A 24621-nucleotide genomic window follows, 5' to 3' on the forward strand; every position below is an offset into this window, starting at 1 on the left:
GGAGCACACGGCGTAGTCCAGGCGAAGCGGATCGACCCAGCCGGGCAGCCCCACCAAACGGCCGGCCTTGAGCCGGAGCACACGGCGTAGTCCAGGCGAAGCGGATCGACCCAGCCGGGCAGCCCCACCAAACGGCCGGCCTTGAGCCGGAGCACACGGCGTAGTCCAGGCGAAGCGGATCGACCCAGCCGGGCAGCCCCACCAAACGGCCGGCCTTGAGCCGGAGCACACGGCGTAGTCCAAGCGAAGCGGATCCACCCACCCCAGCGAAGATCCCGGCTTCCAGCGCCGGATCAGACCAGGGAGTCGCGCCAGGTGGCGTGCAGGGTGGCGAAGTGGCCGCCCCCGGCGATGAGGTCGGCGGGTGGGCCGTCCTCGGCCACCCGGCCGTCGGCGATGACCAGTGCCCGGTCGGCGATCAGGACGGTGGAGAACCGGTGGGCGATGATCAGGGCTGTGCGGTCGGCGAGGACCGATTCCAGTGCCCGCTGCACGACGTGCTCGGTCGGGACGTCGAGGCTGGAGGTGGCCTCGTCGAGCACCAGCACCGCCGGGTCGGCCAGGTAGGCGCGGGCGAAGGCGATGATCTGGCGCTGGCCCGCGGACAGCCTGCCGCCGCGCTTGCGGACGTCGGTGTCGTAGCCCTCGGGCAGGGCGGTGATGAACTCGTGTCCGCCCACCGCGCGGGCCGCCGCCTCGATCTGCGACCGGGTGGCGGTGGGGTCGCCCAGGGCGATGTTGTCGGCCACCGAACCGCTGAACAGGAAGTTCTCCTGCGTCACCATGACCACCGACCGGCGCAGCTCCGCGTCGCCGAGTGAGCGCAGGTCCACCCCGTCGAGGCGGACGGTTCCGGCGGTCGGGTCGTAGAAGCGGGCCACCAGCTTCGCCACGGTCGACTTGCCCGCGCCGGTGGGGCCGACCAGGGCGACGGTCTGGCCCGCGGCGATGTCGAGGTCCAGCGGGTGCAGCACCACCGGGGTGTCCGGGCGGTAGCGGAACTCCACGCCGTCGAAGGTGATCCGCCGACCGCCCGCGTGCCGGGGCAGTTCCACCGGGTGGTCCGGCTCGGCGACGTCGGGGCGCTCCTGGAGCAGCCCGGAGATCTTCTCCAGGGCCGCGGTGGCCGAGGAGTAGGAGTTGGCGAACATGGCGATGTCGTCGAGCGGGTCGTAGAAGCGGCGCAGGTACAGGGTGAACGCGGTCAGCACGCCCAGTTCCAGGCCGCCGCCGATCACCCGCCAGGCGCCGATCGCCAGGACCAGCGCCAGCGACAGGTTGCCGATCAGCCGCACGGCCAGGGTGAAGTGCGCCATCAGGTCGAACGCGCGCCGGTTGGCCCCGCGGAACTCGTCGTTGAGGCCGCCCAGGATCGCCTCGTTGCGCGGTTCGCGGCGGAACGCCTGCACCGCGCGGATGCCGTTCATGGTCTCCACGAACTGCACGATCACCTTGGCGATCGCGCCCCGGGTGCCGCGGTAGGCGCGGTCGGAGTGGCGCTGGAACCACCGGGTGACGAACCAGATCGGGATGAACCCGGCCAGCACCAGGCCCGCCAGCGGGGGGTCGAGCACGACCAGCAGACCGGCGATGCCGACCATCGACAGGACCGCGGTGAGGGTGTTCTCCACGCCGGTGTCGAGCAGGTCTTCCAGCGCGTCGACGTCGCTGGTCATCCGGGACACGACCTTGCCGGAGGTGTAGGACTCGTGGAACGACACCGACAACCTGCCGGAGTGCTCGAACACCCGCTGCCGCAGGTCGGTCAGCACGTCGCGGCCGATCCGCCCGGACAGGCGCATGAACGCGTAGTACAGCAGCGAGGACGCCACGGCCAGCGCCAGGTAGCCGCCGACGCACCAGGCGAGCGCGGTGCCGTCGCCGTCGAGGGCGCGCGGCACGCCGGTGTCCAGGGCGACCGCGATCAGCAGCGGACCGGACAGCGCCGCCGCGTTGTGCAGCACCACCAGCGAGAACGCCAGCAGCACCCACCACCGGCGCGGCCGCAGCAGCGAGCCCAGCAGCACCCGCGACCGCCTGCGCAGCTTCACCCCGACCGCGGCCGTCAGCTCGTCGGTGTCCTCCGCGGCCACCCCGCGCCAGGCCTGCTCGTCGGTCACGCTGACCCCACCCTCTCCCGCTCGTCGTCCAGTGTGGACAGCAGGGCGCGGTAGCCCGCGTTGCCCGCCAACAGGTCGCTGTGCGTGCCGACGGCGGTGATCCGCCCGCCGTCGAGCAGCGCCACCCGGTCGGCCAGCCGCACGGTGCTCGACCGGTGCGCCACCACCAGGGCGGTGACCCCGCGCAGCACCTCCCGCAGCGCCCGCTCCACCTCCGCCTCGGTGTGCACGTCGAGCGCGGACAGCGGGTCGTCGAGCACCAGCACCCTCGGCCTGCCGACCACGGCCCTGGCCAGCGCCAGCCGCTGCCGCTGCCCGCCGGAGAGCGACAGCCCCTCCTCGCCGATCCGGGTGTCGAGCCCCCACGGCAGCCGGTCGACGAACTCCTCGGCCTGCGCGATCCGCAGCGCCACCCGCACGTCGGCGTCGGTGACGCCGGGGGAGCCCAGCGCCACGTTCTCCCGCACGCTCGCCGAGAACAGCACCGGCTCCTCGAACGCGGTGGCCACGGCCGTGCGCAGGTCGTCCAGCCGCAGGTCGCGCACGTCCACCCCGTCGACCAGCACCTGCCCGCCGGTCACGTCGGCCAGGCGCGGCACCAGCGCGGTGAGCGTGGTCTTGCCGGACCCGGTTGGCCCGACCAGCGCCACGGTCTCGCCGGGGCGCACCGCCAGGTCGACCCCGGACAGCACCTCGCCCGCCGCGCCCGGGTAGGCGAAGCGGACGCCCTCCAGCCGCAGCTCGCCGTCCCCGTCGGCGGGCAGCGGCACCGGCTCGGCCGGGTCGGTGACGGTGATCGGCGAGTCGCGCACCTCCCAGTACCGCTCGCAGGCCGTCGCCGCCTGGTTGGTCTCGGCCAGCAGCCAGCCGATCGAGTCGGTCGGCCAGCGCAGGTAGGTCGCCACGGTGATGCCCGCGACCAGGGTGCCGATCGACATCGTCCCCTGCGCGATCCCCTGCGTCCCCACCAGCAGTTGCAGGCCGATGCCCAGTTCCGGCAGGAAGATGATCACACCGATCAGCCCGGCGATGACCTTGTACTTGGCCAGTTCCGTCGTCCGCAGCTCCCGCGCCTGCTGCCCGAACCGGCGGGCGATGTCGGGCCCGCGGCCGAACGCCTTGAGCACCCGGATGCCCAGCACCGACTCCTCGACCGTGGTCGCCAGGTCGCCCGCCTGGTCCTGGGACCGGCGGGAGAGCACGGAGAAGCGCATCTCGTAGCGGGTGGAGATCACGATCAGCGGGGCCGCGCACAGCAGCGTGATCAGGCCCAGCCACGGGTCCAGCACGAACAGCACCCCGATGCCCATCGCGATCGTCAGCGTGTTGACCACCATGAAGATCGCCGCGAACCCGATGAACCGCCGCAGCGTCGACAGGTCCGACACCGCGCGCGAGAGCAACTGCCCGGACTGCCACTGGTCGTGGAAGGCGACCGGGAGGCTCTGCAGGTGGTGGTAGAGGTCGGCGCGGAGGTTCGCCTCGATCCGGGTGGACGGTTCGGAGACCAGCCTGCGGCGCAACCAGATCAGGCCCGCCTCGGCGATCCCCAGGACCACGATGAGCCCGACCATCCACCCGAGCCCGCCGGTGTCGCGGTGCGCCACCGGGCCGTCCAGGATGGCCTTGACGACCAGGGGCATGGTCAGGCCGCAGGCCATCGAGCCCAGCACCGCCAGCCCGGAGCCGATGAGGTACCAGCGCAGCGGGCGGACGTACGGGCCGAGCCTGCGCAGCGCGGCCAGCCTGGAACCCGGACGCGGGTCCTCGCTCATGGTGCCCCCCTTTGTCGCCGCGTACGACGTTAGCGAGGAGGGGTGACAATCGGCACCCGGTTTTCCACAGGGCGTGGTTTCGCCTGCGGCGCAAGGGAAGTGATCACAACGGCGGGGGTTGGCTCGCGCACCGCGGCCGGGACGGGCATCATGTGGCCATGACGGTGCGCTTCCTCCGCACGGCGCCGAGCATGGCCTTCCCGGACGGGAGGCTGCTCGCGGTCCGCGACACGCAGGTGTACCTGCTGGCCCCGGACGGGTGGACCCGGCTGGGGGCGCCGCGGACCCGGTCGGCGGAGCCGCTGGGCCGGGAGGCTGCGGAGGACTGGTGCGAGCGGGAGGGCTGGGACCTGCACCTGCTGGACGCCGTCCCCGAGTGAGACCGCCCGCGTCGCATCGCCGCGATGGCGGCTGACCACGCCGTGGCAGCACGGCCCGCACCCGCTTCCCGAAGGGGGACGGCTTGGCCTGGAGCACCCGGCAACTCGCCGAACTCGCGGGCACCAGCCTGCGCGCGGTGCGGCACTACCACGAGGTCGGCCTGCTCGCCGAGCCCGAGCGCCGGGCCAACGGCTACAAGCGCTACGGCGTCGCGCACCTGGTGCGCCTGCTGCGGATCAAGCGCCTGACCGACCTCGGGTTCTCCCTGTCGCAGATCGCCGAGATGGGCAGCGCCGACGAGCACCCCGAGGAGGCGCTGCGGGCGCTGGACGCCGAGATCGCCGGGACCATCGAGCGGTTGCAGCGGGTGCGCGGCGAACTCGCCCTGATCCTGCGCCAGGCCGCCCCCACCGACCTGCCCGCCGAGTTGGCCCGGGCCGCCGCCGACGCGAAGCTGACCGACGCCGACCGCTCGTTCGTCGTGGTGATGAGCCGGTTGCTCAGCCCCTCGGCGATCACCGCCTACCGGGGGATGCTGGAGTCCTACAGCGCCGACCCCAGCACGGACGAGTTCGACCACCTGCCCCCCGACGCCGACGAGCAGACCCGCGAGGACCTGGCCCGGCGGATGGTCGGGTACATCCGCGAACTCCAGGCCGACCACCCGGGGATGCAGGAGCTGAAGGCGGACACACCGGCCGCCGCGCGCCAGGCCGCGCAGACGATGGCGACGGCCCTGCACGACCTCTACAGCCCGGCCCAGGTCGACGTCATCCGCCGCGTGGGGAGGCTGCTCGCGCTCGACCCCGGCTGACCGGTGCCCGGACCGTCCTCAGTGGACACCCCGGCGGATCGGCCTGCGAACGCGGAAGCCCCGGCTCTGGTGCGAGCCGGGGCTTCCGCGTTGCTGTCCGGTGCCGTGCTACCCGCGGTTGGAGCGGGTGCCCAGGAGGACGTCCTCCCACGACGGGACGATCGGGCGGGCCTTCTTGCCCTTGGCGGGGCGGCGGGCCGCGGCGGGGTCCTGCTTGCGGGGCGCGTCCTCGGCGGGGGCGTCCTGCTGCTCGGGCTCCGGGGCCTGCGCGTCCTCGGGGAACTCGACCACGGCGGCGGGCTGGGGGGCGGGGACCGGCTCCGGGACGGCCAGTTCCTCCTCCAGGTCCAGCACCACCGGTGCCGGGGTCGGCTCCGGCTCGGGGGTCAGCTCGAAGTCCTCGACGAAGTCCTGCTCCGGGTCGCGGTGGTCGGGCTCCGCGGCGGGGACCGCCGGTGCCGCCGGGACCGCGGGCGGCTGCTCGGGCCCCGGGTCCGCGGTCTCCAGGCTCATGGCCGCCTGGGCCAGCTCGGTGACCGGGCGGACCGTGCGCAGGGTGCGGGTCGGCTGCGGGTCCAGCAGGTCGTGTGCGTGCTCGTCGAGCGGGGTGACCGTGCCGCCGCGGGCACCCGGGCTGAACGACCAGTGGGCGCGGTTGTGCGACCGGCCCGCCGTCCAGCTCAGGCGGACGATCCACTTGCCTTCCTCGTTGCGCCACGAGTCCCACAGCGCGACCTCGGCGTAGTCCTGCCCGCGCAGGGTGAAGGCGTGCTGGACCACCTCGTCGAGGGTCCGCACGTCCGGGCCCTCCTCGCGGACCGGGTGCGCCCGCTGGGCCATCTCGGCGTAGCGGGAGCGCTCCTGCAGGACCGGGTAGGCGAAGCGGTCGATCTTGTGCGTCGGGAGGCCGGAAGCCTCCGCGACCTGCTCGACGGACTCACCCGCACGGATGCGGGCCTGGATCTCACGAGGACGCATCTGGCTCTCCAGCTCGATCTCGATCTGGCCGAGTCGGGTGACGTCTCCTCGGGCGGCTGCGCGCAGCCGCTCGTCCGCCGGGAGGGTGAAGCGCTCGCCTCGCGCCGAGTCCTCGCAGACGATGGTCTTGCCATCGTCCGCCAGCCCGACGACCCGCAGCGCGCGCATCGAGCACCTCCCGTACGACATGAGCAGAAATCACTCGTCTGCGTCCCACGGTAGATCGGCGGTACGGCCTGACGCGCCAGGCACGCCGCGATCCCCGTGACATCCACTCGTGATCTTGCCGTATCCACCGGGGCCCCCGCATCCCGATTGGGGCGCGGTTCACCCATTCGCGAGCGTGTCACCGTGGACACGCCGGAGGGCCACCGCCGATAGTGATCGGTTGGTGGCCCTCCGGGGTGATCACGTGGGGAGTTTAGCCCGAACGGCTCATCCCAGGCGCTCGACGACCCAGTCGATGGCGTTGGTGAGCGTGGTCACATCCGTCGGCTCGATGGCCGGGAACATGGCCACCCGGAGCTGGTTGCGGCCCAGCTTGCGGTACGGCTCCACGTCCACGATCCCGTTCGCCCGCAGCGCCTTGGCCACGGCCGCCGCGTCGACCTCCTCGGCGAAGTCGATCGTGCCCACGACCTGCGAGCGGTGCGCCGGGTCGGCCACGTACGGGCTGGTGTAGGAGGTCTTCTCGGCCCAGCCGTACAGGCGGTCCGAGGAGTCCTTCGTGCGCGCGGTGGTCCAGTCGAGGCCGCCGTTGCCGTTCATCCAGTCCAACTGCTCGGCCAGCAGGAACAGCGTCGCCACGGCCGGGGTGTTGTAGGTCTGGTCCTTGACCGAGTTGTCGACCGCCGTGGTCAGCGACAGGAACTCCGGGATGAACCGGTCGGTGGCGCCGATCTCGGCCACCCGCTCCAGCGCCGCCGGGCTCATCAGCGCCAGCCACAGCCCACCGTCGGAGGCGAAGGACTTCTGCGGGGCGAAGTAGTAGCAGTCGAAGTCCTCGGCCTTGACCGGCAGACCCCCCGCACCGGAGGTGGCGTCGATGGCCACCAGCGCGCCGTCGGACCCGGCGGGCCTGCTGACCGGCACGGCCACACCCGTCGAGGTCTCGTTGTGCGCCCACCCCACCAGGTCGGCACCCTCGGCGTAGGCGATCTCGGGGGCGCTGCCCGGCTCGGCGCTGACCACGATCGGGTCGGCCAGGAACGGGGCCTTCTTGTTCACGGTGGCGAACTTCGAGGAGAACTCACCGTAGGTGAAAAGCTGCGCGCGCTCCCGCACCAGCCCGAACGCGGCGGCGTCCCAGAACGCGGTGGTGCCACCGTTGCCCAGGACCACCTCGTACCCCTCGGGCAGCGAGAACAGGTCCCGCAGACCCGCGCGCACCCGGCCGACCAGGGACTTCACCGGCTTCTGGCGGTGCGAGGTGCCCATCAGCTTCGCGCCCTCGGCGGCCAGCGCCGCCAACTGCTCCGGGCGCACCTTGGACGGCCCGCAGCCGAAACGGCCGTCGGACGGCTTGAGCTCCGCGGGGAGCTCCAGCGTGCTCGGATCGGCGGTCTGCGTCATCTCTGCGCCTTTCAACGTGCCGGTTGGGCTTCGACACCCAGCCTAGGCCCGTCCACCATGTGGTCCCACTCGGCTGGGGTGGCCCCGGGGTCGCCCGATCCGGTCGATCGGGTGGTCGCGGCGCGGAGAGGGCTTCTTGCTCAGCCGTGCCGTGGGTTCAAGGGCCGGGATTTTCGTGGGCGTGCCCGGGTGGGTGGATCTGCTCGGGAGGGGCCCCTACAGCGATCATGCGCCCAGTGTGACCGAGTGGGGCTGAAGAGATGCCCCACAGCCCAAGCAGGCTTGCACATGATCGCTACCCCCACTCAAGCAGATCCACCCACCCGGGCATGTCCGTAGCCGGGCCGCCGGTTTCGGGGGTGGCTGGTTTTCGCTGCGCCCGGTGAGGTTCAGGTGGCGGGCCGCCGGGCCTGCGGTTGGTGGAGTGGTCGGCCGCTGCGCCCTGGCGGGGGCTGGGGGCCAGCCGCCGGGTCGCCGACTTCGGGGGTGGTCGGTGGCTGTGCCGGTGGGGTTCGGCTTGGCGGGCGGCCGGGCGGTGGTGGGTTCGGGGTGGCCGATCGGTGTCGGGTCAGGGTTGGCGGGGGCGCCAGCCGTGCTTGTCGACGCCGCCGGGGATGGCTTCGGGGGTGCCGTAGGGCTCGCGGGTGAAGATGAAGGTGGCGAGGTCGAGGTGGCTGGGGGTGCCGTCGGGGGTTCGGTGCAGGGTGAGGGTTTCGCCCGCGTAGTAGCCGTCGAGGCCCAGCCAGGTGTCTTCGCCCGTGGGGCGGAAGCGGGAGGCCCGGCCTCGGCCCGAGGTGGGGGCGAGGTCGAGCCCGCGGTCGGGCAGCAGCTTGAGGGTGTACGGGGTGGGGCCCCAGTGCCACCGGCCGGTGAGGGCGAGCAGGGCCGGGTCGACATCGGGCATCGGTTCCCACTCGGCGGGCAGGGCGGGTTCGTGCTGCTCGACGAGGTCGATCAGGTCGACGGCGAGGGTGCCGATGCCGACGCCGGAGGTGCTGTTGGTGAGGCAGAGGGCGCCGGTGCCGGTGGCGGGGTCGGTGAGGACCATGGCGAGGAAGCCGGGCATGGAGCCGCCGTGGCCCGCCAGGCGCCTGCCCCTGACCCGCATGGTCTGCAGGCCCAGGCCGTAGCCGGAGGTCCAGGTGTCGTCGTCCTCGACGTGGGCGGGGGCGCGCATCTCGGCGACCGTGTCCGGGTGCAGGACGTCGCCGGTGTCGCCGGCGAGGAAGCGGGTCCAGCGGGCCAGGTCGTCCACTGTGGACCAGAGTTGGCCCGCGGGGGCCATCGCGCCCGCGTCGGGGGTGGGCTCGTGCAGCAGGACGTCGGCGTAGGGGTGCACCGCCCAGCCGGTGGCCGCGTCGGCCTGCGGGTGCGGGGTGGTGCGGGCCATGCCCAGGGGTTCGAGGACCTCCCCGGTCAGTGCCTCGTACCAGCCGGTGCCGCGGTGGCGGGCGACGAGTTCGCCGAGCACGCCGAAGCCGACGTTGGTGTAGTGGAAGCGGGCGCCGGGGCGGTGCTTGGTGGCCTCCGGGCCGAGGCTGGCGTTGAGCGCGGCCCAGTCGCCGCCCGCCGCGCGCTCCCACCAGGTGCCGGGGGACTCGGAGGTGAGGCCCGCGGTGTGCGCGAGCAGTTGCGCCACCGTGGCCCGGCCGAAGGTGGTGCCCGGCACGTGCTCGTCGAGCGGGTCGTTCAGGTCGAGCCTGCCCTCGTCGCGCAGGCGCATGACCAGGACGCCGATGAAGGTCTTGGTGATGGACCCGATGCGGTACTGGGTGTCCGCCGTCGGCGGCCTGCCCCCCACCTTGCCGCGACCGCCGCTCCAGACGAGCCGGTCGCCCCGGACGACGCCCGCCACCAGGGACGGCGCCCGGCTCGCCGCCTGCTCGGTGGCGAGCCTGTGCAGCAACGCGAACTCAGTGGTCTGCAACATGGGTGAGATTGTCGGGCATGGGCCGATCCGACGACTCCCCGGCCGTCCCCGGGAACGGCGAAGGCCGCCTCCCGGTGCGGGAGGCGGCCTTCGCCCTGTGCTGCGGGAAGACTAGTGGCTGATGGTGTCCCAGCCCTCGACGTCCTCGGGCCTGCGCGGGCTCGGGCCGATGTACTTGGCGGCCGGGCGCACCAGCTTGCCGGTGCGCTTCTGCTCCATGATGTGCGCGCACCACCCGGCGGTGCGGGCGCAGGTGAACATCGCGGGCATCATGTGCGTCGGGACCTCGGCGAAGTCCAGGATGACCGCGGCCCAGAACTCCACGTTCGTCTCGATGGCGCGGTCCGGGCGGCGCTCGCGCAGCTCCGCCAGCGCGGCCTGCTCCAGCGCGGCGGCGGCCTCGTAGCGGGCCGCGCCCAGCTCCTGGGCGGTGCGGCGCAGCACGCGGGCACGCGGGTCCTCGGCCCGGTAGACCCGGTGGCCGAAGCCCATCATCCGCTCCTTGCGGTCGAGCAGGCCCTTGACGAAGCCGCGGGCGTCGCCGCTGCGCTCGACCTCCTCGATCATCGGCAGCACCCGGGCCGGGGCGCCGCCGTGCAGCGGGCCGGACATCGCGCCGATGGCCCCGGACATGGCCGCGGCCACGTCGGCGCCGGTGGAGGCGATCACCCGGGCGGTGAAGGTGGAGGCGTTGAGGCCGTGCTCGGCGGCGGAGACCCAGTAGGCGTCGATGGCGGCGACGTGCCGGGGGTCGGGCTCGCCGCGCCAGCGGGTCATGAACCGCTCGGTGATGGTGCCCGCCTCGTCGATGCGCCGCTGCGGGACCGCGGGCTGGTGGATGCCGCGGGCGGACTGGGCCACATAGGACAGTGCCATGACCGAGGCGCGGGCGAGCTGCTCGCGGGCCTCGTCGTCGGTGATGTCGAGCAGCGGCCGGTAGCCCCAGATGGGCGCCAGCATGGCCAGCCCGGCCTGCACGTCGACCCGGACGTCGCCGGAGTGCACCGGCAGCGGGAACGGCTCGGCCGGGGGCAGGCCGGGGCCGAAGCGGCCGTCGACCAGCAGCGCCCACACGTTGCCGAAGGTGACCTTGCCCGCGAGGTCCTCGATGTCGACGCCCCGGTAGCGCAGCGAACCGCCGTCGCGGTCAGGTTCGGCGATCTCGGTGTGGAAGGCGACCACACCCTCCAGCCCGGGGCGGAAGCCGTCGTCTGGTTCGGCCGCCGGGTCGTGCGCCGATTTGTCCTGCACCGCGTGTGTCATCTCTGCTCAGCCCTTCCAGCGCCATGTGCGTGACGGTTCGCCCAGCAGAGGTCGCTACAGCACCAGGGGCAGCTTCGTGGCAGGTCACCGGCGCCGGGCACCACTGCACGGCTGGGGAAAACTTTCCTCCGTACTCCGCGCGTTAGCAATCGTTCACTCTGGTGGGATGTGTCACGATCCAGTGAACCGATCAAGACGACCGGGTGCCCACGGTGGGTGACAAACCCGGTCAAACCTCGGAGATCCCGTGGTTGTGGTCACCTTTCGAGCGGTTTCCGTTCACCGGGAATCCCCGTACCTTTCAGGTTGCGAGGTGATCCCGGCGCGCCACTTGCGAGGAGAACACGATGCCTGACGGCGACATCGCCCTGAAGCTCCCGACCATGCGAGTCGCCTACGAGGGCGGCACGCTGGGCGAGTCCGAACTGCTGCCGACCTGGCACGAGCAGTTGCAGCGGTGGCTCGACGAGGCCGCCTCCCAGGGTCTGCCGGACGCGAACGCCATGGTGCTGGCCACCGCGGGCAGCGACGGCATGCCGTCCTCGCGCACCGTCCTGGCCAAGGGCCTCGACGAGCGCGGTGTGGTCTTCTTCACCAACTACACCTCGGCCAAGAGCCACGACCTGCTCGCCACCCGCTACGCCTCGGCCACCTTCCCCTGGTACGGCCTGCAGCGCCAGGTGACGGTACGCGGGACCGTGGAGAAGGTACGCAGTGCCGAGACCGCCGCCTACTGGGCGCAGCGGCCGCGCGGCTCGCAGCTCGGCGCCTGGGCCTCGCCGCAGTCCATCGTGGTCAGCGGTCGCGGCACCCTGGAGTCGGCGCTGGCCAATGTGGAGCGCCAGTTCGCCGACGCCGAGACCATCCCCGTCCCGCCGCACTGGGGCGGCTGGCGCATCCAGCCCGAGACGGTCGAGTTCTGGCAGGGCCGCGCCGACCGGATGCACGACCGGTTGCGCTTCAAGAACACCCGCGGCGGCTGGAAGGTCGAACGCCTCGGCCCCTGACGGCCCCCGGCGCCGCGGACGTCACAGCGGATGAATCCTTAGCTGGCCTAAGCTCTCTGTCGTGAGCAACGGAGTCCCACCGCGCGGTCGCCTGCGGACCACCCTCGGCAAGATCGTCATCGACACCCGGCCGCTGCGCGTGCGCGACTACCGGATGCTGTGGTTCTCCACGGTCGTCACCGCCGTCGGCAGCCAGTTGACCGCGGTGGCCGTGCCCAAGCAGGTGTTCGACCTGACCGGCTCGTCGGCCTACGTGGGCCTCGCGGGCGCGGTCGGGCTGGTGCCGCTGCTGGTGTTCGGGCTGTGGGGCGGGGCGATCGCCGACGCGCTGGACCGGCGCAAGGTCATCGCGGTGAGCAACCTGGGCGTCGCGGTCACCTCCGCGCTGTTCTGGATGCAGGCGTTCCTCGGGTTCGACTCGGTGACCTTCGTGCTGGTGCTGCTCGGCGTGCAGCAGGCGTTCGTGGCGGTCAACGCCCCCGCGCGCAGCGCCGCCGTGGCCCGGCTGGTGCCCAGGGAGCTCATCCCGCCCGCCAACGCGCTGAGCTTCACCACGTTCACCTTCGGCACCGTGTTCGGGCCGCTGCTCGCCGGGGCGCTGATCCCCGTCCTCGGCCTGTCCACCCTGTACCTGATCGACACGGTCGCGCTGGTGGTCGCGCTCGGGTGGGTGCTGCGGCTGCCCCCGATCCCGCCCGGCGAGGGCTCCACCCGCACCGCGGGCCTCGCCGACGTCGTCGCCGGGTTCCGCTACCTGGTCGGGCGCAGGCTGCTGCTGGTGTCGTTCCTGGTCGACATCATCGCCATGGTCGCCGGGATGCCCAGGGCGCTGTTCCCGGAGATGGCCGAGCGCACCTTCGGCGACCCGCCCGGCGGGGGCGTGGCGCTGGGCCTGCTCTACGCGGCCATCCCGATCGGGTCGGTGGTGTTCGGCCTGTTCTCCGGCTCCTTCGCCCGCCTGCCCCGGCAGGGCGTGGTGATCACCCTGGCGGTGTGCGGCTGGGGCCTGGCGGTCGCCGCGGCCGGGCTGACGTCGTCGCTGTGGCTCGCGGTGCTGTTCCTGGCCCTCGCGGGCGGGTCCGACCTGGTCAGCGCCGTGCACCGCAGCTCGATCCTGCAGACGGAGGCGACCGACGAGATGCGCGGGCGGATGCAGGGCGTGTTCACCGTCGTGGTGGCGGGCGGGCCGCGGATCGCCGACGTCGTGCACGGCTGGGGCGGCGCCGTGTTCGGCACCGCGGCGACGGTCACGATCGGCGGGCTGCTGGTCGTCGTGCTGACCGTGGTCGCGGTGGCCGCGCTCCCGGCGTTCTGGCGCTACCGGTTCACGGCGGACGTTTCCCGAACGTGACCGCCGCCCCTCCCGCGACCTGGGAGACTTTCCGCCCATGACGGACAAGTCGGGGGTCGCGCGGGAGGTCGGGGCGGACGGGCAGCCGGAGCTGAAGCGGGTGATCGGCCCCGGGCTGCTGCTGCTGTTCGTGGTCGGCGACATCATCGGGACCGGGGTCTACGCGCTCACCGGGACGGTGGCTGGCAAGGTCGGCGGCGCGCTGTGGCTGCCGTTCCTGCTCGCGTTCGCGGTGGCGTTCCTGACCGCGTTCAGCTACCTGGAACTGGTCGGCAAGTACCCGCGCGCGGCCGGGGCGGCGCTGTACGCGAACCGGGCGTTCAAGGTCCAGTTCCTGACGTTCATGGTCGCCTTCGCGGTCATGTCCTCCGGGATCACCTCCGCGGCCTCGGCGGCGCAGGCGTTCGGCAACACCTACCTGCGCAAGCTGATGGGCGACTCGCTGACCATCCCCACGGTGTGGATCGCGGTCGGCTTCGTGCTCCTGCTCGCCGCGGTCAACTTCCGCGGCGTCGCCGAGTCGCTGTGGGCCAACGTGGTGCTGACGTTCATCGAGCTGTCCGGCCTGCTGATCATCATCGTGGTCGGCGTGTACGCCGTCAGCGGCGGCCAGGGCGACCCGGCCCGGCTGACCCAGATCGACACCGCGGGCCAGTCCCCGCTCATCGCCGTCACCTCCGCGACCGCGCTGGCGTTCTTCGCCATGGTCGGCTTCGAGGACTCGGTCAACATGGCCGAGGAGTGCCGCGAACCGGTGCGCATCTTCCCCCGCGCCATGCTGCTCGGCATGGGCATCGCCGCGGTCATCTACGTGCTGGTCGCCCTGACGTCCTCGCTGCTGCTCCCGGCGGACGAACTGTCCTCGGCGGGCAGCGACGCGCTGCTGCGGGTGCTGTCGGTGGGCGCCCCGGACTTCCCGCTGTGGGTGTTCGCGCTGATCGGCCTGCTGGCGGTCATCAACTCCGCCCTGATCAACATGCTGATGGCCAGCCGCCTCGTCTACGGCATGGCCCGCGAGCGGATCATCCCCCCGTTCTTCGGCACCGTGCACCCCGGCCGCCGCACCCCGTGGGTCGCCATCGCCTTCACCACCGCCATCGCCGCCGTCCTGGTCGCCACGGTCAACATCAACGACCTCGGTGGCACCACATCGCTGCTGCTGCTCATCGTCTTCACCCTGGTCAACGTCGCCGTCCTGGTCCTGCGCCGCGACCCGGTGGAACACGAGCACTTCCGCGCGCCGACGGCGCTGCCGGTCATCGGCGCCGTCACGTGCGCGTACCTGGCCAGCCCGCTGTCGGGGCGGCCGGGGCGCGAGTACGCGATCGCGGCGGTCCTGTTGGCGGTCGGGGTCGTGCTCTACCTGCTCAACCGGGTGGTGCTGGGGCGGGTGCGGTCGGGCGCGGAGGAGTCCTCCGGGTGATCACCGCTCAGCCCGCCAGGTTGTCCCTGGTGGGCTGAGCGCTGTGGATGGTGACGTCGTGGTCGGGGAAGTCCGCCACCAGCCGCAGCGACCCACCCGTGGCGGCGATGTAGCGGCCGAGCGTCGCGATCTCCAACAGCCCCACGTCCCCGTTCTCGAGCTGGCTCACCCGGGGTTGGCTGATTCCCATGCGCTCGGCGACCTCCGCCTGGGAGAGCCCGGCTTCCGTGCGCAGCCGGGACAACTCGAAACCGACCACGTAGGCCTGCGTCCGGGCGTGGGCCACCGCCCGCGCCCGGTCCATGTCCCGCCCGCTCGCCGCATCGATGCGCGCCTTGTCGGCTCGCGTCTCCTGCCATGACCGCGCCATTGCTCAAGCCCTTCCCGCGTGGTTCCCGCTCGTGGTCAGGTGTTCGGTGTACCTCTGGTCGGCGAGTGGGATGTTCTTGGTGTACCAGTCATTCCACCGGCCTGCCTTGTCTCCCGCGACGAGCAGGACCGCTTGCCGCCGAGGGTCGAAGGCGAACAGAATCCGCACCTCACTGCAACCCGCCGAGGCGGGTCGCAGTTCTTTCATGTTGTGGTAGGCCGACCGCCGCACGTGATCCACCAACGGCCTGCCCAGGGTCGGACCTCGTTCCTCCAGCATCGTGATCGCCTTCTCGACCAAGTCCGCGCTCTCCGGGTCCTCTGCGACCAGTCGCAGGAACCAGGTTTCCACGGCGGGGTGTAGTTCGATGTGCCAGTTGCCCACGCCGTGACGATAACCCTAACCTTATTTCGGCTGGTTGACCAGGGTTTGTTTCAGGACGTGAAGCGGGTCAGTTCGGTGTTGTCGTGGGCGGAGAAGACGGTGATGCCGTCGTTGTCGCGGTGCAGGTCGCGGAGGCGCTGCTGGTTGGCGAGGCGGGTTTCCGCGATCGTCTGGGCTCGGGCCTCGAACGCCTTGAGCAGCGGCGGGATCGACGGGGTGGGGTTGAGCTGGTCGCGGTGGAAGTAGGCGTCGCCCGCGTGCAGGAGCCAGCCGGAGTCGGTGCGGACGGCGACGCCCGCGTGGCCCCGGGTGTGGCCGGGGAGGGGGACGAGCAGGAAGTCGTCCTCGGGGAGGTCGGGGAGGGGGCGGACCGACTCCAGGCCGAACCAGCGGTCGCCGCCTGCCGGTTCGTGGACCTGCCACTTCGGGCCGTGGGCCCACTGGGCCTTGCGGTAGCGGGTCTTCTCCGCGGCGGTCCGGGGGTTCATCGCGGCGCGGAACTCGGGGCCGTGGACGTGGACCGCCGCCTCCGGGAAGTCGGAGATGCCGCCGACGTGGTCGAGGTCGAGGTGGGTCAGGATGATGTGGCGGACGTCGGCCGGGTCGTGACCGAGGGCCTTGAGCTGCTCGAACGCGGTCACCGCCGGGTCCAGCCTGGGGCGGGCCACCAGCAGGAACGGCGGGGGCAGGGTGCCGCGCGGGGTGGTCAGGTCGGCGCGGGAGAAGCCGGAGTCGACCAGGACCAGGCCGTCGGCGGACTCCACGACCAGGACGTGGCAGCACACCTCGGCCGGGCGGAGCAGGCCGGGGCGGCCGTCGACCAGGCTGCCGCCGAGGGGACGCATCGGACCGCAGTCCAGGTGGCGCACGCGCATGTTCAGTGCCTTTCCAGCAGGTGCCGCGCGGTCGCGGCGACCGCGCGCAGGGGGTCGGTGTCGCGGCAGGTGCGGGCGAGTAGCTGCGCGCCCTCGACCAGCGCGAGCAGGGTGGTGGCGAGGTCGGCGGAGCGGTCGCCGAAACCGTGGTGGCGCAGGTGTTCGGCGAGCAGGTCGTGCCAGCCCGCGAAGGCCCGCGCGCACGCCTCGCGCACCCGGTCGGCGTCGGCGTCCTGGGCGATCGTCCCAACGGGACAGCCGAGGGTGAAGTCGGACGCCGTCATTCGCTCGATCAGGTGATCGATGACCGCGGACACGCCTGCTGCCGGGTCTTCGGCCGCCGCCAGCACCTCCGCCATCGCGGTGCGCAGGCGGTCGCCCGCGAGGGCCACCGCCTCGGCGGCGAGCTGTTCCTTGCCGCCGGGGAAGTGGAAGTAGAGCGAACCCTTGGGCAGACCGCCCTTGCTGAGCACCTGGTTGAGGCCGGTGCCGTGGTAGCCGCGGGCGCGGAACAGCTCGACCGCGGCGTGCAGTGTCCGGTCGCGGGTGTCCGATCGTGGGGCCATGCCGGCAACTATACAGACCGGTCTAGTGAGTAGCGAGAGCCCGTTAGGCTCTGGACCATGAACGCTGAGCAGTGGGAGATCCGTTCGGGCCGGGCCCGCGCCGTGGTGTCGGAAGTGGGCGCCACGCTGCGCGTGCTGGAGCTGGGCGGGGTCGCGTACGCCGAGACCTTCGACGCGGGTGAACCCGCGCCGATGGGCGCGGGCGCGGTGCTGGTGCCCTGGCCCAACCGGGTGGCGGGGGCGACCTGGCCGCTGGAGGGGGTGGTGCAGCACCTCAACGTCACCGAACCCGAGCGCGGCAACGCCAGCCACGGCCTGGTGCGCAAGGAGCTGTGGACCGCGGGCGAGCGCACCGAGGACTCGGTGACCCTCTCGGTCGTGGTGGACCGCCGCCCGGGGTGGCCGTTCACCTTCGAGGCGACCATGACCTACCTGGTGGACGACAACGGCCTGACCGTCACCCACGGGGTGCGCAACCTGTGCGCCGACCCCATGCCCTTCGGCGTCGGCGCCCACCCCTACCCGCGCCCCGGCGCCCTCGACGTCGACGACTGCGTGCTGCGCCTCGCCGCCACCACCCACCTGCCGCTGGACCCGGAGAAGATGGTCCCGTCCGGCCCGGCCACCCCCATCGCCGAGCACGACTTCGCCGCGGGCGTCCCGCTGCGCTCGCTCACCCTCGACGACGCGTTCGGCGGCTGCGAACCCGGCCCCGACGGACTGGTCCACCACTCCCTGACCGGCCCCGGCGGCGGCGTGGAGCTGTGGGCCGACCCGGTGTTCCGCTGGGTGCAGGTCTACACGCCGGACTCCTTCCCCGGCCGCCCCGGCCGGGCCGTGGCGATCGAGCCGATGACCTGCCCGCCGGACGCGCTGAACTCCGGCACCGATCTGCTGACCGTCGCGCCGGGGGACGGCTGGACCGGTTCCTGGGGGATAAGGTCGATCTCGTGACTATCGCGGTGACAGGCGGTTATGTGGTTCCGGTGGAGGGTGCGCCCATCCACGGCGGCACGGTCCTGATCGACGGCGGCAAGATCGTCGCGGTCGGTCCGGCGGCGGAGGTGGACATCCCCGACGACGCCGAGGTCGTCGACGCGTCCGGTTCCTGGGTGCTGCCCGGTTTCGTCGAGGCGCACGGCCACCTCGGCGTGCACGAGGAGGCCGAGGGCTGGGCGGGCCAGGACACCAACGAGATGACCGACCCGGTGACCGCCAGGGTCAAGGCCCTCGACGGCATCAACCCCGACGACGAGGGCTTCCGCGACGCGCTCGCGGGCGGCGTCACCACGATCGTGGTGAAACCGGGCTCGGGCAACGTGATCGGCGGCCAGACCGTCGCGGTGAAGCCGTGGGGCCGCACCGCCGACGAGATGGTGCTGCGCGACCCGGTGAGCATGAAGAGCGCCCTCGGCGAGAACCCCAAGCGCGTCTACGGCGAGAAGAAGGCCATGCCGTCGACCCGCCTGGGCGTCGCCGCCGTCATCCGCGACGCGCTGACCAGGGCGCAGGACTACAAGGCCCGCCGCGACGCCGCCGAGGGCCCGTTCGACCGGGACCTGACGTGCGAGGCGCTGGTGCGGGTGCTCGACGGCGAACTGCCGTGGTGCCAGCACGCGCACCGCGCCGACGACATCGCCACGGCCCTGCGGCTGGCCGAGGAGTTCGGCTACCGGTTGGTGCTCAACCACGGCACCGAGGCGCACCTGCTGGCGGACCTCATCGCCGAGCGCGACATCCCGGTGGTGATCGGCCCGCTGTTCACCTCGCGGTCCAAAGTGGAGCTCCGGCAGCGGACCCTGCGCAACCCGGGCATCCTGGCGCGGGCCGGGGTCCGGATCGCCATCACGACCGACCACCCGGTGGTGCCGATCAACTTCCTGGTGCACCAGGTGACGCTGGCGGTGAAGGAGGGGCTGGACGAGGAGACCGGGCTGCGGTCGATCACGGTCAACCCCGCCGAGATGCTGGGGCTCGACGACCGGGTCGGGGCGTTGAAGCCGGGGCTCGACGCCGACGTGGTGATCTGGTCCGGGGACCCGCTGGACGTGATGAGCCGCGCGCTGCGGGTGTTCGTCAACGGGCGGCAGGTCTACCGGTTCGACGAGGCCAGTGGGGTGGGCGTGACCGAGAACCCCTACTACAGCGAGAAGTGACGGCCCGCTCGCGGGGCGCCCGTCGGCCGGGCGCCCCGCGGGTCCGCCGCGATCAGCGGGCCAGGTCGACTATCGCGCCCACGGTGCTGTCGGGGTGCTGGCCGCAGTTGTAGAGGACGCTGGCGACCGCGTACATCCCCTGGGCCTCCTCGGGGTGGCCGTGCGCGCGGTGGACCTCCGTCAGCAGTGCCCTCTGCTCCTGTTCCGCGAGGATGAAGAAGGTGCGGCACGGGGTCGTCCCGTCGCGGGGGTCCTCGGCGAGCACGGTGGTGGCCAGCGTCGCGCCCCCGATCCCCAGCACGACCGCCGCGACGGTCCCGGCGACCAGGATGCGCAGGGTCGGGCGGGCCCGCCGAGGGGCTCCCGGTTCCCCGGGTTCGGCCGCCGGGACCAGGGCGGCGACCGACTCCCGGAAGGCGGGGTCGGTGCTGAACTGCCGGTCGAGGACCTCCGCCAGCGCCGCCCGGCGGCGGGGGGACTGGGGATCGGCCTCGAACACGTCGTAGGTGCCGGTGGCGCGGGCGTGCCGGAGGCGGCCGATGACCAGGTGGAACAGGGTGTCGGCGGCCCGGCGGTCGGAGCCCTCGATCGTCGGGAGGCGGGCCAGGACGTCCACCACGCTCTCGGTCAGGCGCACGGCGTTCACCCCCGGGTCGGGGGGCAGGACGGAATTCCGCATGGCGTTGTGTCGTCCCGTTCCTCGATCGCGTTAGGGGCCGGCCAGTTTACGACCGCTTGAGCTGCCGGGCGATCACCACCCGCTGGATCTGGTTGGTGCCCTCGAAGATCTGGGTCACCTTGGCCTCCCGCATGAACCGCTCCACCGGGAAGTCCCTGGTGTACCCGGCGCCGCCGAGGACCTGCACCGCGTCGGTGGTGACCTTCATGGCCGCGTCGGTGGCGACCAGCTTGGCGATCGAGGCCTGGCGGACGAACGGCAGGCCGCGGTCGCGCCTGCGGGCCGCCTCCAGGTAGGTGGCGCGGGCCGACTCCACGGCCGCGGCCATGTCGGCCAGCAGGAACTCCACGCCCTGGAAGTCGACGATGGCGCGGCCGAACTGGCTGCGCTGCCCGGCGTAGGCCACGGCCTCGTCCAGGGCGGCCTGGGCCAGGCCGACCGCGCAGGCGGCGATGCCGAGCCGCCCGGAGTTGAGGGCGTCCAGGGCGAAGCGCAGGCCGTCGCCCTCGGCCCCGATCAGGCGGTCGGCGGGGACGCGGGCGCCGTCGAACACCACCTGCGCGGTGGTCGAGCCGGTCAGGCCCATCTTGCGCTCGGGCGGGGCGGCGGTCAGGCCCGGGGTTGCGGCGTCGACGAGCAGGCAACTGATGCCCTTCGGTCCGTCGTCGGAGGTGCGGACCATGGTGGTGTAGAAGTCGGCCTCGCCGCCGTGGGTGATCCAGGCCTTGGTGCCGGACACGGTGTACTCCGCGCCGTCGCGGCGGGCGCGGGTGCTCAGCGCCGCCGCGTCCGACCCGGCGTGGGTCTCCGACAGGGCGTACGCGCCGAGCAGGTCGCCGCCGAGCATGTCCGGCAGGAACCGGTCGCGCTGCTCGTCGGTGCCGTGGTGGGCCAGGGCCCAGCAGGACATGGTGTGCACCGACAGGCCGACGCCGACCGACATCCACGCGGCTGCGATCTCCTCCACGACCTGCAGGTACACCTCGTAGGACAGGTCCGCCCCGCCCCACCGCTCGGCGTACGGCAGGCCCAGCAGGCCGCTGCGCCCCAGCAGGCGGAACCGCTCGCGCGGGAACTGCCCCGCCTCCTCGTACTTCGCCGCGTCGGGCGCCAGCTCCTCGCGGGCGATCTCGCGGACGAGCTTGAGCAGGTCCTCGGCGTCGGTGTCGGGCAGGAGGCGGTCGGCGGGCATCGGGTCCTCCGGGTCAGGGGTACCGAAAGCGGTACTGCGGTGCCGTTGAGAGTACTGCTCCGGTTCGGCGCCTGTCGATAACCTGGGGAGATGACCCGTACCACCCGGCGTGCGCCCACCGCCCGGCAGGCGGCGCTGCTGGACGAACTGCTGGCGCTGTTCCTCGCCGAGGGCTTCGCCGAGGCCACCCTCGACGACTTCGCCGCCCGGCTGCACTGCTCGAAGTCGACCCTCTACGCGCTGGCCCCCAGCAAGGAGCAACTGGCGCTGCGGGTGGTCGGCCAGTTCTTCCGGGTGGCCACCGAGCGCATCGAGAAGCGGGTCTCGGTGGCCGCGGACGCCCGCGAGCGGATCTCGGTCTACCTCTCCGGCGCCGCCGAGGAGCTGGGGGTCGCCTCGGTCGCGTTCGTCACCGACGTGTCCGACTTCGCCCCCACCCGCGAGGTCTACCGGCGCAACGCCCAGGCCGCCGCCGCGCGCATCCGGGCGTTCATCACCGAGGGCGTCGCCGAGGGGCTGTTCCGCGACGTGCACGCCCCGCTCGTCGGCGAGATGGCGGGCTGGCTGATCGAGGGCATCCAGGCCGGGGTGGTCGGTGAGCGGGCGGGGGTGTCCGACTCCGACGCCTTCGCGGGCCTGGCGGACCTGCTGCTCGGCGGCCTCGCCAGCCCGGCGGAGCGCTGATCGGGTGACCGCTTGTGATACGTGTCCCAAGACCGCCCGCGAGCACGGCGTACGGCTGTCCGTAATGCGGCCCGAGCACTAGCGTAGGAAGCTCAGGACCCCAACGGGGCGGTGCTGCGCTGCGGCGACATCGAGCCGCGTTCGCACCCGACCAGGGCCGCACCGGTTCGGCCGTCATCACCGCCCTGTCCGAGTGTGAGAGGTACTTGCACATGCCAGACGGGACCGCTGTGCCCACCGGCACCGATCAGTCCGCGCGATCCGCAGCCCTCCGCTACCCCGGTGGCGAGCACGAGATGGCGATCGTCACCGCCACGGAAGGCACATCAGGCGTCGACCTGGGCAAGCTGCTGGCCAAGACCGGTCTGGTGACCCTCGACAGCGGGTTCGTCAACACCGCGTCGTGCTCCTCGGCGATCACCTACATCGACGGGGACGCGGGCATCCTGCGCTACCGCGGCTACCCGATCGAGCAGCTCGCGGAGAAGTCGAGCTTCCTCGAGGTCAGCTACCTGCTGATCTACGGCGAGCTGCCGAGCAAGACCGAGCTGGAGGACTTCACCCACAAGATCAGCAGGCACACCCTGCTGCACGAGGACCTCAAGCGGTTCTTCGACGGCTTCCCGCGCGACGCGCACCCGATGCCGGTCTTGTCATCCGCTGTTTCCGCGCTGTCCACTTTCTACCAGGACAGCCTCAAGCCGTTCGACTCCGAGCAGGTGGAGATCTCCACCATCCGGCTGCTGGCCAAGCTGCCGACGATCGCCGCGTACGCCTACAAGAAGTCCGTGGGCCAGCCGTTCCTCTACCCCGACAACTCCCTCGGGCTGGTGGAGAACTTCCTGCGGATGACCTTCGGGTTCCCGGCCGAGACCTACGACCTCGACCCCACCCTGGTACGCGCGCTCGACCAGCTTTTCATCCTGCACGCCGACCACGAGCAGAACTGTTCCACCTCGACGGTCCGGCTGGTCGGCTCGTCCGAGGCGAACCTGTTCGCCAGCATCTCCGCGGGCATCAACGCCCTGTTCGGCCCGCTGCACGGCGGCGCCAACAGCGCGGTCCTGGACATGCTGGTCGGCATCCGCGACCAGGGCGGTGGCGACGTCGACGCCTTCGTGAAGAAGGTGAAGAACAAGGAGGACGGCGTCAAGCTGATGGGCTTCGGCCACCGGGTGTACAAGAACTACGACCCGCGCGCCGCCATCGTCAAGAAGACCGCCGACGACATCCTCGCCAAGCTCGGCGTGGACGACTCCCTCCTCGACATCGCCAAGCAGCTCGAGGAGCACGCCCTCGCCGACGACTACTTCGTCGAGCGCAAGCTCTACCCGAACGTCGACTTCTACACCGGCCTGATCTACCGGGCCATGGGCTTCCCGACGAAGTTCTTCACCGTGCTGTTCGCCCTGGGCCGCCTCCCCGGCTGGATCGCCCACTGGCGCGAGATGATCAACGACCCGGCCACGAAGATCGGCCGCCCCCGGCAGGTCTACACCGGGCACACCGAGCGCGAGTACAAGGCGCTCGCCGATCGCTGAACCGCAGCTCACCTAGAGGGCCGTCCCCGACGCGGGGCGGCCCTCTTGCCTTTCGCCGCCCGCGTTCCCGCCCCTCTACTGTGGACTGATCAGGAGGGGCGGGAACCGGCCCGCAGGGCGTCGCGGACCCTGACGCGGCCGTCGGTGCGGAGGATGGCGCCGGTGTAGACGCGCCCGCCGAGCCAGGCGAGGGCGGCGACGGCGGCGAGCAGGAGGGCGGCGGACAGCAGGACCTGCCAGGCGGGGGCGGTGCCCAGGGCCAGGCGGGCGGGCATGAGGATCGGCGCGAACGGCGGCAGCAGCGACAGCACCGCGGTCCCCGTGCCGGTGGGGGAGCGGGTGAGCAGGCCGAAGGCGAGGACGAAGGTCAGCACCAGCACCGAGGTGACCGGCAGCAGGACCGCCTGCGTCTCCTCCTGCCGCGACACCAGCGAGCCCGCCGCGGCGAAGACCGCCGCGTAGAACAGGTAGCCCAGGACGTACCAGAACAGGCCCCACAGGAGCGTGCCCGCCGCGGCGGCGGGGATGGTCAGGGCGCCCGCGGTGGTGGCCAGGGCCACCCCGGCCGCGCCGATCACCGCCAACTGGGCCAGCCCGACCAGCCCCAGCCCGACGACCTTGCCCAGCAGCAGTTGCCACGGGCGCACCGCCGCCAGCAGGATCTCCACGACCCGGCTCGACTTCTCCTCCACCACCCCCTGCGCCACCATCGTCCCGTGCAGCAGCAGGGACGTGTACAGCAGCACGACGAGCGCCAGCGCCACCGCCAGCCGCTGGTCCCCGGTGGGGTCCGGGGTGGCCAGGGCGTGCACGTCGACCGTGGCGTCGGACATGGTGGCCAGCAGGTCGTCCGGGCTCGCCCCGTCGTCGAGGGTGGCCAGGAGGCCGCGGAGGACCTCCTTCTGGACCAGGGTGTTCAGGGCGCCGCGCAGGTTCTCGTCGACCGAGTCGCGGACCAGCACGCGCAGGGTGCCGGGGGCACCGGTCACCAGGGCGTCCAGGTCGCCGTCGGCCACCTTGGCCGCGCCCTCGGCCGGGTCGCGGACGGTGCTGGTGCTGACCTGCAGGCCGCGGGAGCGGGCCTCGTCCCGCAACGGCTCCGCCACCGCGGTCGCCTGCCCGGACAACCCGACCCGGGTGTCGGCGTGCCGCGCGAACAACGACGTCTGCACCAGCACGAACGCGACCAGCACCACCACCGACACGGCCGTGCCCACCAGGAACGAGCGCGCCCGCAGCCGGGTCCGCACCTCCCGCCGCGCGATCACCCACACCGCCCTGGCCATCACCCGGACCGCCCCACCCCGTCGCCGAACCCGCCGCGCTCGCCCGGATCGGCGGTGCCCGGCCCGGGCACGCCGGGCGGGCCGTCCCGGTACCCGGCGTCCGCGGGCTCGGGTGAACCGGTCGCGGGCCACCCGATGTCCTGATCGGCCCCGGGCCACCGCGCTCCCTCGCCCGGGCTCGCCGCGCCGCCTGGGCTCGCCGGGCCGCCGGCGCTTGCCGGACTGCTGGCGCTTGTCGCGCCGCCGGCGCCTGCCGCGCTCGCCACGCGGCCCG

At 72.4% G+C, this 24621-nt stretch carries 22 protein-coding genes; 9 read left to right on the forward strand and 13 right to left on the reverse strand.

Annotated features, from left to right (window positions below):
• Positions 1–293: 293 nt before the first annotated feature.
• Both L6E12_RS16860 and L6E12_RS16865 read right to left on the reverse strand, forming a co-directional pair.
• Positions 294–2120, reverse strand: a complete 1827-nt coding sequence (locus tag L6E12_RS16860) for an ABC transporter ATP-binding protein (RefSeq protein WP_236228877.1) — start codon at positions 2118–2120, stop codon at positions 294–296.
• A complete protein-coding gene (locus L6E12_RS16865; protein WP_236228878.1) occupies positions 2117–3895 on the reverse strand; it encodes an ABC transporter ATP-binding protein in 1779 nt (592 codons plus the stop codon). The genes L6E12_RS16860 and L6E12_RS16865 overlap by 4 nt, the downstream gene beginning before the upstream one ends.
• 158 nt (positions 3896–4053) lie before the next feature.
• Here L6E12_RS16865 and L6E12_RS16870 point away from each other — a divergent pair, with 158 nt between their 5' ends.
• A complete protein-coding gene (locus tag L6E12_RS16870) occupies positions 4054–4275 on the forward strand; it encodes a hypothetical protein (protein ID WP_236228879.1) in 222 nt (73 codons plus the stop codon).
• 83 nt (positions 4276–4358) lie between these two features.
• A complete protein-coding gene (locus L6E12_RS16875) occupies positions 4359–5090 on the forward strand; it encodes a MerR family transcriptional regulator (protein WP_236228880.1) in 732 nt (243 codons plus the stop codon).
• A gap of 108 nt (positions 5091–5198) precedes the next feature.
• On the opposite strand, the gene sepH is transcribed toward L6E12_RS16875, so the two are convergent.
• The 4 genes from sepH to L6E12_RS16895 all read right to left on the reverse strand — a co-directional run bounded on the left by sepH (position 5199) and on the right by L6E12_RS16895 (position 10833).
• Complete coding sequence (gene sepH / locus L6E12_RS16880) at positions 5199–6236, reverse strand: septation protein SepH (RefSeq protein WP_236228881.1); 1038 nt, start codon at positions 6234–6236, stop codon at positions 5199–5201.
• 267 nt (positions 6237–6503) lie between these two features.
• A complete protein-coding gene (serC, locus tag L6E12_RS16885; protein ID WP_236228882.1) occupies positions 6504–7640 on the reverse strand; it encodes a phosphoserine transaminase in 1137 nt (378 codons plus the stop codon).
• 568 nt (positions 7641–8208) lie between these two features.
• Entirely contained in the window at positions 8209–9570 is a 1362-nt protein-coding gene (locus L6E12_RS16890; protein WP_236228883.1) for a serine hydrolase, read from the reverse strand.
• Between the two features lie 111 nt (positions 9571–9681).
• The gene (locus L6E12_RS16895) at positions 9682–10833 is read right to left on the reverse strand and encodes a citrate synthase 2 (RefSeq protein ID WP_236228884.1); all 1152 of its coding nucleotides are present in this window, start codon (positions 10831–10833) and stop codon (positions 9682–9684) included.
• Positions 10834–11180: 347 nt separating this feature from the next.
• On the opposite strand from L6E12_RS16895, the gene pdxH reads away from it, so the two are divergent.
• The 3 genes from pdxH (at position 11181) to L6E12_RS16910 (ending at position 14614) form a co-directional block, all read left to right on the forward strand.
• Positions 11181–11840 (forward strand): pyridoxamine 5'-phosphate oxidase, encoded by a 660-nt coding sequence (gene pdxH / locus L6E12_RS16900; RefSeq protein ID WP_110079101.1) that lies wholly within the window; start codon positions 11181–11183, stop codon positions 11838–11840.
• 61 nt (positions 11841–11901) lie between these two features.
• Positions 11902–13191 carry an MFS transporter gene (locus L6E12_RS16905; protein WP_308074927.1) on the forward strand — a complete coding sequence of 430 codons (1290 nt, stop codon included), beginning with the start codon at positions 11902–11904 and terminating at the stop codon, positions 13189–13191.
• 37 nt (positions 13192–13228) lie between these two features.
• Entirely contained in the window at positions 13229–14614 is a 1386-nt protein-coding gene (locus L6E12_RS16910) for an APC family permease (protein WP_236228885.1), read from the forward strand.
• A gap of 7 nt (positions 14615–14621) precedes the next feature.
• Here the strand turns inward: L6E12_RS16910 and L6E12_RS16915 are convergent, their stop codons facing one another.
• Genes L6E12_RS16915 through L6E12_RS16930 form a run of 4 tightly spaced genes read right to left on the reverse strand, consistent with a single transcriptional unit; the run spans position 14622 to position 16809 of the window.
• Entirely contained in the window at positions 14622–14984 is a 363-nt protein-coding gene (locus L6E12_RS16915; protein ID WP_236228886.1) for a helix-turn-helix domain-containing protein, read from the reverse strand.
• Between the two features lie 3 nt (positions 14985–14987).
• Positions 14988–15368, reverse strand: coding sequence for a type II toxin-antitoxin system RelE/ParE family toxin (locus L6E12_RS16920; protein ID WP_236228887.1), 381 nt, complete (start codon positions 15366–15368; stop codon positions 14988–14990).
• Positions 15369–15418: 50 nt separating this feature from the next.
• Positions 15419–16243 (reverse strand): MBL fold metallo-hydrolase, encoded by an 825-nt coding sequence (locus L6E12_RS16925; protein ID WP_236228888.1) that lies wholly within the window; start codon positions 16241–16243, stop codon positions 15419–15421.
• 2 nt (positions 16244–16245) lie between these two features.
• Positions 16246–16809 (reverse strand): TetR/AcrR family transcriptional regulator, encoded by a 564-nt coding sequence (locus tag L6E12_RS16930; protein WP_236228889.1) that lies wholly within the window; start codon positions 16807–16809, stop codon positions 16246–16248.
• 57 nt (positions 16810–16866) lie between these two features.
• On the opposite strand from L6E12_RS16930, the gene L6E12_RS16935 reads away from it, so the two are divergent.
• Positions 16867–17763, forward strand: coding sequence for an aldose 1-epimerase family protein (locus tag L6E12_RS16935; protein ID WP_236228890.1), 897 nt, complete (start codon positions 16867–16869; stop codon positions 17761–17763).
• Positions 17760–18965, forward strand: a complete 1206-nt coding sequence (locus tag L6E12_RS16940) for an amidohydrolase (RefSeq protein WP_236228891.1) — start codon at positions 17760–17762, stop codon at positions 18963–18965. Before L6E12_RS16935 ends, L6E12_RS16940 begins: the two co-directional genes overlap by 4 nt.
• A gap of 52 nt (positions 18966–19017) precedes the next feature.
• Here L6E12_RS16940 and L6E12_RS16945 read toward each other — a convergent pair whose 3' ends face one another.
• Together L6E12_RS16945 and L6E12_RS16950 are read right to left on the reverse strand one after the other, a co-directional pair.
• Positions 19018–19644 (reverse strand): hypothetical protein, encoded by a 627-nt coding sequence (locus L6E12_RS16945; protein ID WP_236228892.1) that lies wholly within the window; start codon positions 19642–19644, stop codon positions 19018–19020.
• Between the two features lie 46 nt (positions 19645–19690).
• The gene (locus L6E12_RS16950; RefSeq protein ID WP_236228893.1) at positions 19691–20836 is read right to left on the reverse strand and encodes an acyl-CoA dehydrogenase family protein; all 1146 of its coding nucleotides are present in this window, start codon (positions 20834–20836) and stop codon (positions 19691–19693) included.
• Between the two features lie 90 nt (positions 20837–20926).
• Here L6E12_RS16950 and L6E12_RS16955 point away from each other — a divergent pair, with 90 nt between their 5' ends.
• Both L6E12_RS16955 and L6E12_RS16960 read left to right on the forward strand, forming a co-directional pair.
• Positions 20927–21520: a TetR/AcrR family transcriptional regulator gene (locus L6E12_RS16955; protein ID WP_236228894.1), complete on the forward strand. Its 594-nt coding sequence runs from the start codon at positions 20927–20929 to the stop codon at positions 21518–21520.
• 212 nt (positions 21521–21732) lie between these two features.
• Positions 21733–23061: a citrate synthase gene (locus L6E12_RS16960; RefSeq protein WP_236228895.1), complete on the forward strand. Its 1329-nt coding sequence runs from the start codon at positions 21733–21735 to the stop codon at positions 23059–23061.
• A gap of 89 nt (positions 23062–23150) precedes the next feature.
• Here L6E12_RS16960 and L6E12_RS16965 read toward each other — a convergent pair whose 3' ends face one another.
• On the reverse strand, positions 23151–24347 hold the full coding sequence (locus L6E12_RS16965) for an ABC transporter permease (RefSeq protein ID WP_236228896.1): 1197 nt from the start codon (positions 24345–24347) through the stop codon (positions 23151–23153).
• Positions 24348–24621 lie beyond the last annotated feature (274 nt).

The sequence above is a fragment of the Actinokineospora sp. PR83 genome, assembly GCF_021056305.1.
GTDB classification, from domain to species: Bacteria; Actinomycetota; Actinomycetes; order Mycobacteriales; family Pseudonocardiaceae; genus Actinokineospora; species Actinokineospora spheciospongiae.